At 45.8% G+C, this 12,883-nt stretch carries 14 protein-coding genes; all 14 read right to left on the bottom strand.

Going from position 1 to position 12,883, the window contains the following annotated elements; genetic code table 11:
- Positions 1-57: 57 nt before the first annotated feature.
- The 14 genes from POF51_RS08255 to trmFO all read right to left on the bottom strand — a co-directional run bounded on the left by POF51_RS08255 (position 58) and on the right by trmFO (position 12,860).
- Complete coding sequence (locus POF51_RS08255; protein ID WP_069849276.1) at positions 58-960, bottom strand: MotE family protein; 903 nt, start codon at positions 958-960, stop codon at positions 58-60.
- Positions 961-972: 12 nt separating this feature from the next.
- Entirely contained in the window at positions 973-1,419 is a 447-nt protein-coding gene (gene fliJ, locus POF51_RS08250) for a flagellar export protein FliJ (protein WP_017249328.1), read from the bottom strand.
- A gap of 1 nt (position 1,420) precedes the next feature.
- Complete coding sequence (fliI, locus tag POF51_RS08245) at positions 1,421-2,740, bottom strand: flagellar protein export ATPase FliI (protein WP_017249329.1); 1,320 nt, start codon at positions 2,738-2,740, stop codon at positions 1,421-1,423.
- The gene (fliH, locus tag POF51_RS08240; RefSeq protein ID WP_069849278.1) at positions 2,737-3,555 is read right to left on the bottom strand and encodes a flagellar assembly protein FliH; all 819 of its coding nucleotides are present in this window, start codon (positions 3,553-3,555) and stop codon (positions 2,737-2,739) included. Before fliH ends, fliI begins: the two co-directional genes overlap by 4 nt.
- Positions 3,539-4,552, bottom strand: coding sequence for a flagellar motor switch protein FliG (gene fliG / locus POF51_RS08235; protein WP_007719331.1), 1,014 nt, complete (start codon positions 4,550-4,552; stop codon positions 3,539-3,541). The genes fliH and fliG overlap by 17 nt, the downstream gene beginning before the upstream one ends.
- Before the next feature lie 12 nt (positions 4,553-4,564).
- The gene (gene fliF / locus POF51_RS08230; protein WP_017249331.1) at positions 4,565-6,154 is read right to left on the bottom strand and encodes a flagellar basal-body MS-ring/collar protein FliF; all 1,590 of its coding nucleotides are present in this window, start codon (positions 6,152-6,154) and stop codon (positions 4,565-4,567) included.
- A 30-nt stretch (positions 6,155-6,184) separates the two neighbouring features.
- Complete coding sequence (gene fliE, locus POF51_RS08225) at positions 6,185-6,481, bottom strand: flagellar hook-basal body complex protein FliE (RefSeq protein WP_017249332.1); 297 nt, start codon at positions 6,479-6,481, stop codon at positions 6,185-6,187.
- Positions 6,482-6,499: 18 nt separating this feature from the next.
- On the bottom strand, positions 6,500-6,958 hold the full coding sequence (gene flgC / locus POF51_RS08220; RefSeq protein ID WP_069849280.1) for a flagellar basal body rod protein FlgC: 459 nt from the start codon (positions 6,956-6,958) through the stop codon (positions 6,500-6,502).
- Positions 6,959-6,960: 2 nt separating this feature from the next.
- The gene (flgB, locus tag POF51_RS08215; RefSeq protein ID WP_017249334.1) at positions 6,961-7,374 is read right to left on the bottom strand and encodes a flagellar basal body rod protein FlgB; all 414 of its coding nucleotides are present in this window, start codon (positions 7,372-7,374) and stop codon (positions 6,961-6,963) included.
- A gap of 373 nt (positions 7,375-7,747) precedes the next feature.
- The gene (codY, locus tag POF51_RS08210) at positions 7,748-8,527 is read right to left on the bottom strand and encodes a GTP-sensing pleiotropic transcriptional regulator CodY (RefSeq protein ID WP_016743316.1); all 780 of its coding nucleotides are present in this window, start codon (positions 8,525-8,527) and stop codon (positions 7,748-7,750) included.
- Between the two features lie 40 nt (positions 8,528-8,567).
- Complete coding sequence (hslU, locus tag POF51_RS08205) at positions 8,568-9,965, bottom strand: ATP-dependent protease ATPase subunit HslU (protein WP_026043143.1); 1,398 nt, start codon at positions 9,963-9,965, stop codon at positions 8,568-8,570.
- A gap of 20 nt (positions 9,966-9,985) precedes the next feature.
- On the bottom strand, positions 9,986-10,528 hold the full coding sequence (hslV, locus tag POF51_RS08200) for an ATP-dependent protease subunit HslV (protein ID WP_017249336.1): 543 nt from the start codon (positions 10,526-10,528) through the stop codon (positions 9,986-9,988).
- 15 nt (positions 10,529-10,543) lie between these two features.
- Positions 10,544-11,485, bottom strand: coding sequence for a tyrosine recombinase XerC (gene xerC / locus POF51_RS08195; RefSeq protein WP_017249337.1), 942 nt, complete (start codon positions 11,483-11,485; stop codon positions 10,544-10,546).
- 61 nt (positions 11,486-11,546) lie between these two features.
- Positions 11,547-12,860, bottom strand: coding sequence for an FADH(2)-oxidizing methylenetetrahydrofolate--tRNA-(uracil(54)-C(5))-methyltransferase TrmFO (gene trmFO, locus POF51_RS08190; protein ID WP_056488428.1), 1,314 nt, complete (start codon positions 12,858-12,860; stop codon positions 11,547-11,549).
- Positions 12,861-12,883: the final 23 nt, after the last annotated feature.

Genomic DNA, 12,883 nt, shown 5'->3' with positions numbered 1-12,883 from the left:
TTCACCTCCTCTTTTTGAATTGTTGCTTATAGGAACGAAAACAGATGATTGCTCAATCTATTTTCGAAGCAACTCTGTCGTGATGCGAGCCGCCAGATTGTCTTTTTCTTTCTTGTCGTCATTGGCGATCGCTGAGAGAGTTTGTGCCCGTTTATTCGCAGGCAAATCTTTCATTAAAGCAATGGCTTGGGCCTTGTTAGTATTCATGAGTGAACGAATGATGGCAGCAGCATCCGCTGGCGGCAATTGAGTAAATGTATTGTTTAGATCCTCATTCGATTCAGACCCATCACGCGTATTGCTAAGCGCCTTTGTAAGAACATCTACACGTTGTTGTAGAGCAGCAATGTCATCATCTTTGTTCACTACTGAATCTTTTAACAAGATCGAAATATCGGCAGCTTTCTTCGGTTCCATCTTCGCCAAAATGTCAGCTTGTTGGGCAGGTTTCATTTTGGTCATAACCGTCACTGACTCTTCCAGCTTGAGATTTTCAATAATGGCTGCCGCATTTTTGGGTGACATGGTTGTATACACTTTAGCCAAATCTGCAAACTGCTTCTGACGTTCTTCCTCAGTAGCACGTTTATCTTCCATTGCCTTGTTTAAATCATCAATCTGCTTTTCCAGCGCCACAATAGTGGCGTCTTTCTTTGTTGACTCTTCTTGTAAAGCGGTAATCTGCTGCTGGTTTTTTGCATGATCTTGCTGTAGGGTTGCCACTTGTTTGTCCATGTCAGGTTGTTCTTCTGAGTCGGGAGTTGCCGCATATTCGTCCGGGACTAATTTTTCCACGTACGGTATGGAGTTAGCCCAGTGGAGAACAGTCCCTAACACGTTTACTCCGAGCAAGCTCAGGAGCACACCGCCAAGGAGGCTGGCAAACAGTGCAGGAATGACAATCATATAAAAGAACCATTCCCACCTGCCGTATTCCCGTTCTTCTTGGATTTCTTCCATTTGGAACCTCCCTCAGTAGCTTCGGCGAAGATAGAGCTGCGTACCGATCTCATCCAACTCTTTTTGCTCTTTTTGCTTCTGGTCGTCCAGAAATTGGTGGAGCGACTTTTCCCGAAGGCGTTGCCATAGTTGGGACTCTTTCATACGTTCCGTCAATCGTGACTGACAGCGTTCCACATCCTGTTCACAACCGTGCAAGGTATGTTGCTGATTCTGGATGGATCTCGCAACAGATTGCTGATATTGGGTAATGGAAATGAGCTGTGCAGCACTGCATGTCTGCATCTGTACTTCCTGAAGCTTCACCGTCATCTCGTCATGATGTTCGGTTAGTTGAGTAAGCTTCCACTCTTCTTCGTTTTTACGCTGGATCGACTTTCCGAAAGCCCACTCTGCTTGTTCTTTTTCTTTTTCCTTTAAATCAAGAACCTTTTGGAGATGAAACTGAAACACACGCACGTTAGTTCACTCCTCCGAAATGAGCTGTCAACGCTTGGATAGCGCCCTGCAAAGTAGATGGCTCATGCGTTCCTTGTGCCGTAAATCCAGAAATGATATCACGGTAGCGAATAGCCGCATCGATTTCCCGGTTGCTTCCCGGCTTGTACGCCCCAATATTAATGAGGTCCTCCGCTTCACGAAACGTAGCCAAATGCTTTTTCAGCTGACGAGCAGCATCCAAATGGTTACTATCGACGATTTCATTCATGACACGACTTACACTCGCCATCACATCAATGGCAGGAAAGTGACCTTTGTGAGCGATCTTCCGGTCAAGAACGATGTGACCGTCCAAAATCCCCCGCGCCGCATCCGCAATCGGATCGTTCATGTCGTCAGAATCAACCAGTACGGTATAAAAGGCTGTAATACTTCCCTTATCCGCTGTTCCTGCGCGCTCCATGAGCTTTGGCAACATCGCAAAAACCGATGGCGTATAACCACGCGTAGCCGGCGGTTCTCCGATTGCCAAGCCCACCTCACGTTGTGCCATGGCAAAGCGCGTGACGGAATCCATCATGAGCATGACATTCATTCCACGATCGCGGAAATATTCCGCTATGGATGTCGCAATCATTGCTCCCTTGATTCGAATCATGGCAGGTTGATCGGAAGTAGCTACGACAACAACAGACCGCTTTAGTCCTTCTTCCCCAAGATCGCGCTCGATAAACTCCATGACTTCACGGCCGCGTTCTCCAATAAGACCAATGACATTGATGTCTGCCGTAGTATTTCGGGCGATCATTCCCATCAACGTACTTTTTCCTACCCCTGATCCAGCGAAGATGCCGACCCGTTGACCTTTCCCAATGGTAAGCAGACCATCTATCGCTCTCACACCTACACTCAATGGTTCTTGAATGCGCGGTCGAAGGATCGGATTTGGCGGCATGTTGTTCGTAGGATAAGACGTCAGCCCAAATGGCAGTGAACCTTGATAGGGTCGACCCAATCCATCTAGGATCGAACCCAATATTTCTGGTCCAACTTTTACATCTAGTGAACGTCCTGTCGCGACCACATCACAACCTGGACCAATTTCGGTCAATTCGCCTAATGGCATTAACAGCACTTTGTTTTCGCGAAAGCCAACGACTTCTGCAATGATCGGTTCCTTTGTGTTAGCCGGATATAGATGGCATATCTCGCCTAATTTCACTTCTGGCCCTTGCGACTCAATAGTGAGTCCAACAACCTGTGTCACTTTACCATTCACGCGCATCGGATCTAATCCATGCAGCATGTACTTGTACTTCGAGAGATCTAGGATGCTCATGGAGCCTCACTTCCTCGGGCAATCGTAAGCAGCGCCTGCTTAATCTCCTCCATTTGTGTATCAATGCGGGCATCGACACTTCCCAAAGCAGTACGGATGACACATCCACCATCTTGTACGGTATAGTCAGGGTAAATGGAGAGCTCTGCTTGTCCATCTAACAATTCCAGAAAACCAGCACGATGTTCGAGCACATAATCGAAGTACTTATGGTTGACACATACCGTAATCTCGCCATAAACACGTGAGCGTCGGAGTGCCTTTTTCGTTATTTCCAGGACCTGCTCGGGATGCTGTTGCAATTCCTGTCCAATGATTTTTTTAGCGATTTCCATGCTGAGTTCCACTAGAAAAGGCTCCGCCTCAGCTATAATCTGTTTTTTTTCGGCAAACGCCTGTTCCAGAATGGTTTTTGCTTGGCTGAGTGTAGCTGTTTGCTCCTCGTATGCCTCACGTTTACCCGCTTCGAAACCTGCCTCCTGCCCTTCCGTCATAGCCTGTTCTTGTACTTGTTGAAACAACTGCGCAGCTTCCTGACGCTTTTGTTCCCACCATTCTTCCATCTGAGCAAGCGTCTCTTGTCTTAATTGCTCTGCTTGATCCGAAGCTTGCTGCAAGATGCTTTGCGCGGTTTCTTCTGCATCTGAGATGATCGTTTTCGCCTCGATCTCAGCTTGATTAAAAATTTCCTGATTTTCTTGCAACCTTTCAGCAACTTCTTCCGTCTTAAGTGGTACAGGCGTTACCGAGAGGAGAAAAGATTCCTCAGAAGGCCGATAATTGGCGCTTTTGATGATCCTAGACAATGATATCATCTCCTCCACCGCGGGCGATGATGATCTCACCAGCCTCCTCTAAGCGACGGATAATTGCAACGATACGAGATTGTGCCTCTTCGACGTCGCGAAGGCGAACTGGGCCCATAAACTCCATTTCTTCTTTGAAGGTATCCGCCATCCGTTTGGACATGTTCCGGAAAATAACTTCCCGAACCTCTTCGCTGGATACTTTGAGAGAAAGTTGCAGATCGGCATTTTCCACATCGCGGATAACGCGCTGAATCGAACGGTTGTCGAGAGTAGCAATATCCTCGAAGACGAACATACGCTTCTTGATTTCTTCTGCCAGCTCTGGATCTTGAATTTCGAGGGAATCCAGAATCGTGCGTTCGGTTCCACGATCGACACCGTTGAGTACAGCCACGATCGCTTCGATCCCGCCTGCCTGCGTGTAATCTTGGGTAACAGTGGCAGAGAGCTTTTGCTCCAATACCTGTTCAACTTGAGCGATTACTTCCGGTGAAGTGCTGTCCATAGTCGCAATACGTTTCGCAACCTCTGCTTGACGCTCTTGCGGAAGAGCGGACAAGATCATGGCTGCTTGTTGAGCTTCCAGATAAGAAAGCACCAAAGCTATCGTTTGCGGATGCTCATTTTGAATAAAGTTAAGGATTTGACCTGGGTCAGCCTTTCTAGCAAAGTCAAACGGTCGAACTTGAAGGTTTGCCGTCAAGCGATTGATAATATCCATCGCTTTGGTCTCACCCAAAGCTTTTTGCAAAATTTCTTTGGCGTACGTAATCCCGCCTTGTGCAATTACCTCTTTGGCAACTGCTATCTGGTGAAATTCAGATAAAATTTTATCTTTTTCATCCGTATCCACTTTTCGCACATTGGCGATTTCTAATGTCAGTTGCTCGATCTCATCCTCACGTAAATGCTTGAACACCTGGGCAGAAACTTCCGGCCCGAGTGAGATGAGGAGGATAGCTGCCTTTTGTCGTCCTGACAACTCTTTAGCGCCGCGAGCCATACCATTCACTCCTTAATCTTCTGCTAACCAAGTACGAAGCAGAACAACAAACTCATCTGGTTTGCTTCGCGCCAATTTTTCAAGTTGCTTTCTGACCACTACCTGGTCTCCATCTTCTTGGTAAATCAAGTCTGGTATTTCGGCCGCGTTTAACGGTGTCAGCAAGTCTGGCAATTCGTCTTCTTCTTGTTGTTGCTTCGCTTGACTGCGTCTGCGATAAACGAGGAAGGCAACAGCAGCAAGTGCCAAGACTGCAATACCACCAACTGTCCAAAGAACAGCAGGACTTAGTGCACTGGAATCCTCAATCTCAGCTTTTCCTGAGAACTGACGAGGGAGTACAGAAATATGCTTGTCCAACTCAGCATCCGTTAAATCAGAAACCTGATCACTCAAAGTGACACGAACAACATTGCGCAACACTTGTTTGATGCTTTCGAGCGTAGCAGCATCCATCGTTCCACCAGCTGGCGGTTCTACCCCAACGTTGATTGTGATGTCTTCGATCTTGTACGGGCTTGATGTAACATTTCGTGTGATGCGATTTACTTCACGGTTAATCGTATCATTCAACTCTTCATATTGACTGTTACTTCCTTGTGGGGTAGCTCCCGGGTAGTTCGTAACTGCATTGTTATTGGTTCCTGCAATTCCCCCTGGAGGTTGACCTTGTCCAGAGAAGGCTTTTGATAATTTTTGAGAAGAAATGATAAGTCCTTCGTTATTCTCTTTGTCAGGTGCCTCAACTATGTTCTCTACGCGATTTTCTTTGTCAAAGTTCATTTTGATGAACGTATGGACGATGACTTTATCGCGTCCCATGATTGTACCCAACAAGTTGTACAGGTTTTGTTGAATTTTCTTTTCAACATCCGCTTTGATTGTTTCCTGTTGCTTAAAGCTACTCAATGTGCCTTCGCTTTCATTGCCTTCGGAACGTTCTAGTGGATTGGAATACTGGTCTGTAATCGCAATCGCTTCCATTGGCAATTTCGGAACGCTTCGGGAAACAAGCAGATATAGCGAGTTAATTTGCTTTTGATCAAGCGTTGTTCCAGGTTCAACATCGACGATAACGGAAGCCGTCGCTGTATCCGGAGTCTCCGTCACCCAAACGCTTTCCTGCGGCAATGTAATCATCACTTGTGCGGAGCGTACACCTTTTACACGTTCCAGCATTTTGCGCAGCTCTTGTTGCAAAGCCTCTTTCTTCATGACATCAAATTGGCGATCTGTAACTCCAAGGGTACTGGAGAAAATTTCTGCATTAATTCCTGCTTGACTCGGAATACCTTGTGCAGCCAAATCGACAATGACATCTTGTGCCATTTTTTCTGGAACCTCGATACTTGTACCATTCCCCGTGATTCGATATGGAATTTGTGAAGCTTCCAACTCTTGCTTGATAGTCCCGATTTCTTGTTCACTCAATTTTTGGTTGTAGAGTGGTTTGTACACCGGCTGAGAAGCGATGTATATGTATAGACCAAGAGAAATCAAGAGGAAGAGCGAAATACCGAGAATCATCCATTTTTGTTTCTTGGAAAATTGGTTCCATTTTGACGTAATCTGGTCTTTGTATACTGCTAAACGTTCGTTCATGTTTCACCTCTCAAAGGATACCAACAACGATCAAATCGACATGCGCATGATTTCTTGATAAGACTCAATCATCTTGTTCCTGACCTGCATAGTCATCTGTAGCATCACGGAAGCTTTTTGACCTGCAACAGTCAATTGGTGCAAGTCGGTAATTTCTCCCGCTGCAAACTTGTCGGCAAGATTCGACGATTCTACTTGCGCCTGATTCACTTTATTCATGGCATCCGATAGAAACGATGAGAATTCTTGGGAAACTTCAGCTGGGGTTGGCTTGTTCACGCTCGGTGTACGAATTGGCGTTAGTTGGGAGATTGCACTCATTTCCATTCCTTACTGTCACCCGCTTTACTTGATTTCCAATGCTTTTAGCATCATCGATTTGGAAGCGTTCAGTGCTGTCACGTTGGCTTCGTATGATCTTGATGCGGAGATCATGTCCACCATCTCTTTCATCGGGTCGACATTCGGCATCAAGAGATATCCGTCTTGATCTGCATCTGGGTGAGATGGATCAAATACTCGCTTAAACGGAGTATTGTCTTCTTGAATCGCTGTAACCTTTACACCTTGTCCACCCCGACTTCCTGAGACCGTCCCCACGGCTGCTTGCAGGAAGTTATCAAACGTTCCATTTGTTTGAGGTGACAACTCCACCATTTTCCTCCGATATGGCTGCCAAGCGCCATCTACGAAGTTTGCTCGAGTGGTTTCCGCATTCGCAATATTGGAAGAAATCGTATCCAATCGCAAGCGGTTAGCTGTTAAGGCAGAAGCACTTGTGTTAATTCCCTGAAACAAGCTCATCTTTATTTACCTCCACCCTCAATTACACTGCGTAGCTTTTGAAAATGTCCTGCTGTCAATTGCGTTAAACCACTGTACCAAATTTGGTTTTTGGCCAATTCTGTTGTTTCAGTTTCCAAGTCAACATCATTGCCACTGTTCTGAATGAAGTTATTCGGATTGGACACAACCTGTGGTACTGCAACGCCCCCCACATTTCCAAACGGTAGGTGTCGTTGATTGGTCCGATACGCTTCTAACTTGCCATTTCCCGCTCTTGCGTTCAACTCATCTTGCAAAAAGCTCTCGAAGATGACTTGTTGACTTTTGAATTGAGGGGTGTCTATGTTGGCAAGGTTGTTTGCGATCGTTCTATGTCGCAATGTTGCAGCATCGAGTGATCTCTCCAGGACCTGCAGATGGTAACTATCCAGCATTTTTTCCTTCTCCCCCAATATGAGTCAATTACTTTCCCTAAATCCACCTATATTTCCTGTATTTTCGACACCCTAATACGATTCAATCATAGCAAAATCAATTTGGACAAAAAAGCCCCTTTTCATGACGTTTTTCAAAATGATTCAATGGGACTAAATCCCTTATCTTTCCTGTTTTTTTACTGCATTTTACAAGGAAACCATATTCAAACCATTGCAATCGTCGAGGTATGCATTAAAAATCATCATATAATTTATGGTAATAATGTGTCGTTTTTTGCTTTAATTAGGACTAAAGTCCCATGAGAAAAGGTGCAGCAACTTGAGTTGCTACACCTTTTGTTTACTTTCTTGTAACTTTTCGCAAGGTATATTACGAGGTTTTGAGCTTCTCCAGTTCAGGCAACAGCTTTTCATTCAGCACTTTAATGAAGGTACCTTTCATCCCCAAAGAACGGGATTCGATAACGCCCGCACTCTCCAACTTGCGCAGTGCGTTTACAATTACGGAGCGAGTAATCCCTACGCGATCCGCGATTTTGGAGGCTACGAGCAAGCCTTCTTTGCCTTCGAGTTCTTCAAAAATATGTTCAACAGCTTCCAACTCACTATAAGAGAGGGAACCAATCGCCATTTGTACAACCGCTTTGCTGCGTGCTTCTTCTTCGATTGCTTCAGAACGCTCGCGTAAGATTTCCATACCTACTACAGTTGCCCCTACTTCTGCAAGAATCAGGTCGTCATCGACAAATTGATCGTTAATACGACCCAAAATCAGCGTACCCAGACGATCTCCTCCACCCATAATTGGAACAAGCGTCGTCCAACCTGTGCGGAATACTTCTTTCATTTCAACTGGGAAAATGGTGTATGGGCTATCTACATCCAGGTTCGCAGATGTTTCATCTACTTTCAGTAACCCCATGCTGTACTCTTCTGGAAAACGGCGCTCTTCCAGCATTTTACGCATACGGCTGTTATCCATCTCTTGATGAATCGCAAAGCCGAGAAGTTTTCCTTTGCGGCTTACAACATAAGTATTTGCTTCGATAACGTCACTCAAAACTTGGGACATTTCATTGAAGTTCACGGCATGACCCGCGGATTTTTGCAACATGCGGTTAATTCTTCTTGTTTTTGACAGTAGATCCATCTGTATTTCCTCCTAATTATATGTGCTGCCTATCCAATGTTTATAAAATATATTGACTCAAGTCTTTGTTCCCCACGATTTTACCTAATTTCTGTTTGACATAATCGGGGGTAATCTGTACAACTTCTAGGTGGATTTCTGGGGCTTCAAAAGAGAGATCCTCCAGTAGCTTCTCCAATATGGTGTGCAATCGTCTAGCACCAATGTTATCTGTGCTCTGATTGACCTCAGCAGCGAGACGAGCGAGTTCCTGAATGGCTTCCGGTGTAAATTCAATACGCACCCCTTCTGTTTCCAAGAGGGCCACGTACTGCTTAAGCAACGCGTTTTTAGGCTCAGTCAAAATTCGGACAAAATCTTCAACGCGCAAGCTAGTCAGCTCCACCCGAATCGGAAAACGACCTTGCAATTCAGGAATTAAATCGGATGGTTTTGCCATGTGAAAAGCACCAGCTGCGATAAACAGAACATAATCTGTTTTGACAGGACCGTACTTAGTCATGACAGTTGAGCCTTCCACAATCGGTAAAATATCACGCTGGACCCCTTCACGGGATACATCTGGGCCACGCCCATCCTTACCCGCAATCTTGTCAATTTCGTCAATGAAGATAATACCGTGTTGTTCAGCTCGACGAATTGACTCCTGCGTAACTTCGTCCATATCCACCAGTTTTTGCGCTTCCTGCTGAATTAATACCTTTCGCGCATCTTTTATTCGCAATTTTCGTTTCTTCATCCGCTTAGGCATCAGGCTACCGAGCATATCCTGCATTTGCATCCCCATTTGTTCTGTACCCGGAACCTGGAACATGTCAAACATCGAAGGTGATTGATCTTCGACTTCAATCTCAATCATTTGCTCTTCTAACTGGCCATTCGTCAATTGCCACATGACTTGTCTGCGTTGCTGCTGGATCGACACTTCTTCTTGATCAGAGGTATCCTGCTGCTGTTGCTGCTGTCCACCGAAGAACATCTCCAACGGATTTTTGAACGAGTTCGACTGCTTGCGAGATGGAACGAGTACGTCCACAATCGCTTCATTCGCAAGCTTCTCGGCTTTCTCTTTCACCGACTCTACTTTTTCCTGTTTGACCGTACGGATAGAAGCTTCCACCAGATCACGGACCATCGATTCTACATCGCGTCCTACATAACCGACTTCCGTAAACTTGGTTGCTTCTACTTTAATAAAAGGAGCACCTGTCAGTTTTGCAATCCGACGTGCAATTTCCGTTTTTCCAACACCAGTAGGTCCGATCATCAAGATGTTTTTTGGAACAACCTCTTCAATCATTTGCTCTGGCAAACGACTGCGACGATAGCGGTTGCGAAGCGCTACAGCAATAGCTTTCTTGGCTTGTGCCTGCCCGACAATGTATTTATCCAAATGCTCTACGATCTTACGCGGGGTTAATTGCTCAAGATTCAGCACAGTAGGTTCCTCCCTTTCGCTCAATTCAACTCATCCACAACAAGATTGTTGTTTGTGAACACGCAAATTTCAGCAGCGGTACGAAGCGATGCTTCCGCAATTTCACGTGCGCCGAGATCCGGCGCATATGTTTTCAATGCACGACCTGCTGCAAGGGCAAAGCTACCGCCAGAACCAATTGCAAGAATCCCATCATCAGGCTCAATGATTTCGCCATTTCCGGAAATAAGCAACAAATGCTCCTTATTGGCAACAATCATCATGGCTTCCAAACGACGCAAAATTTTATCCATGCGCCACTCTTTCGCCAGCTCTACAGCAGCACGCTGCAGATTGCCGTGATACTCCTCCAGCTTTCCTTCAAACTTCTCAAAAAGCGTAATGGCATCAGCAACAGAGCCAGCGAATCCTGCTAAAACTTCGCCGCGATATAGACGTCTTACTTTTTTGGCACCGTGCTTCATTACCATGCTGTTGCCAAAAGTAACCTGACCATCTCCGGCCATCGCTACAGACCCATTATGCTGTACAGCAAATATGGTTGTTGCGTGAAACTGTTCCATCACTGATTCCTCCCGTTATGTCCGATTGGCGGAACCTGTATTGCCCGGGTTTGCTCGTGGGTGAGCGGTGTCATATACATGCCGAAGTCGCTCTTTGGTCACATGGGTGTACACCTGTGTCGTCGAAACATTGACGTGTCCCAGTAATTCTTGCACGGTACGCAGATCAGCGCCGCCGTTCAACATATGGGTTGCAAACGTATGACGAAAGGTATGTGGTGAAACCCGCAATTGAAGAGCGTACGTATCTACGTATTTGTCTACAATCCGCCGAACACTGCGGTCGGATAACGGTTCTCCCCGATAGTTAACCAGCAAATTGCCGTGTTCTACTTTTCCAGCCAACAGTTTTTCTCTTCCATATTCTAGGTATTGCCGAAGAACGTCGCAGGCATAACTTCCAACCGGCACATATCGTTCTTTCGCTCCTTTTCCATAAACCAAGGCGACTCCCATACTCGGATTCACATCACTCACAGATAGAGTGGTGAGCTCCGTAACACGCATGCCGCTTGCATACAACAGTTCAAAAATCAGCCGATCACGAATTCCCAATGGAGTGGTTGTATCAGGCAGATCGAAAAAAGCTTGAACTTCTTGCGGATATAAAAAGGAAGGAAGTTTCTTCTCCATTTTGGGAGTGGAGACTAGTTGAAATGGATTCTGTTCCAGTTGACCTTCACGCAACAGAAATCGGTACAAGCTACGCAAACTGGATAGCTTGCGGGCAATACTTCGTCGGGAAAGCCCCCTGCCAGCCAACTGCGCGAGAAAGGAGCGACCATGCAAATAAGAAACAGCAGCAAATACGGTGATTTGGTGCTGTTCCATAAAGGAGACAAATTCGCTGATATCTGCCACATACTGCTTCACCGTATGAGGAGAGGCGTTTTTTTCAACTCGCAAATAGCGGGTAAACATCTCAATATCCGCAGAATTTTGTTGCGAAATGTCCATACGGGATGCACCCTCCTCGAAGCACCTATATAGTAACACAGACGAAAAACGGATATCAATGTTAATTGTGTCGTTCTTGTGTAAAATTCTGAATTGTATCTAGCGCCCGCTCAGCGAGCTTTTCATTTTTCAAACGCTTGTCGCGGATTCTTTCTGGCCATTCCGGTACCAATCCGAAGTTTGCGTTCATTGGTTGGAAATGCTTTGGATCTGCCGTTGTAATATAACGAGCCATGCTGCCCATAATTGTTTCTGGCGGAAGCTCGATCAATTCTTCCCCTTTTGCGAGTCGTGCTGCATTTATCCCCGCAAGCAAGCCTGATGCTGCTGACTCTACATATCCTTCTACACCAGTCATTTGACCAGCAAAGAAAAGTGTTTCGCGATCTTTATACTGATACGTAGGCTTCAACAGTTTTGGCGAGTTGATAAAGGTGTTGCGGTGCATGACACCATAACGAACGATTTCGCAGTTTTCCAACCCAGGAATGAGTGAAAAGACTCTTTTTTGATCCGGCCATTTTAGATGGGTCTGGAAGCCTACGATGTTATACAATGTCGCAGCACTATTGTCCTGACGAAGCTGTACAACCGCGTAAGACTTTTTGCCTGTCCGTGGATCAACCAGCCCCACTGGCTTCATGGGACCAAATGTCATGGTTTTGTGCCCACGCTTTGCCAATACTTCAATCGGCATGCAGCCTTCGAAGAAGATTTCCTTTTCAAATTCCTTCAATGGAACTGTTTCCGCAGAGATCAGCGCATCATAAAAGCGATTGAACTCCTCTTCAGTCATCGGGCAGTTCAGGTAGGCTGCTTCACCTTTATCATATCTGGAAGCAACGAATACCTTGTTCATATCAATCGAGTCTTTCTCAATAATGGGTGCAGCTGCATCATAGAAGTACAGGTATTCTTCACCCGTCAGCTCTTTTAACTTTGTAGACAAAGCTGGAGAAGTAAGTGGCCCCGTCGCAATTACGACAATCCCATCAGGAATTTCGGTAATCTCATCCGAAATGACCTCAACTAAAGGATGATTACGAACGGCATCTGTAACATGAGCTGCGAACTCGTGTCTGTCTACGGCAAGCGCTCCTCCTGCTGGAACCGCGCAACGATCTGCCGCATCGATAATGACAGAGTTCAATCGACGCATTTCTTCTTTTAATACACCCACTGCATTCGTCAAAGTGTTAGCACGCAATGAATTACTGCATACCAACTCTGCAAATTTATCGGTATGGTGTGCAGGCGTTTGCGTCTTCGGTCTCATTTCATAGAGCTTTACTTTTACACCCGCCTGCGCGATTTGCCATGCTGCCTCACTACCAGCGAGACCAGCGCCCACTACTGTAATTGTTGGTTGTGACATGCTGTTAATCCTCCAAACTACAA

It is taken from the genome of Brevibacillus sp. AG (assembly GCF_028369215.1).
GTDB lineage: Bacteria > Bacillota > Bacilli > Brevibacillales > Brevibacillaceae > Brevibacillus > Brevibacillus porteri.
Note: the sequence above shows the minus strand (reverse complement) of the source record. Positions and strands in the feature narration are given on the sequence as shown.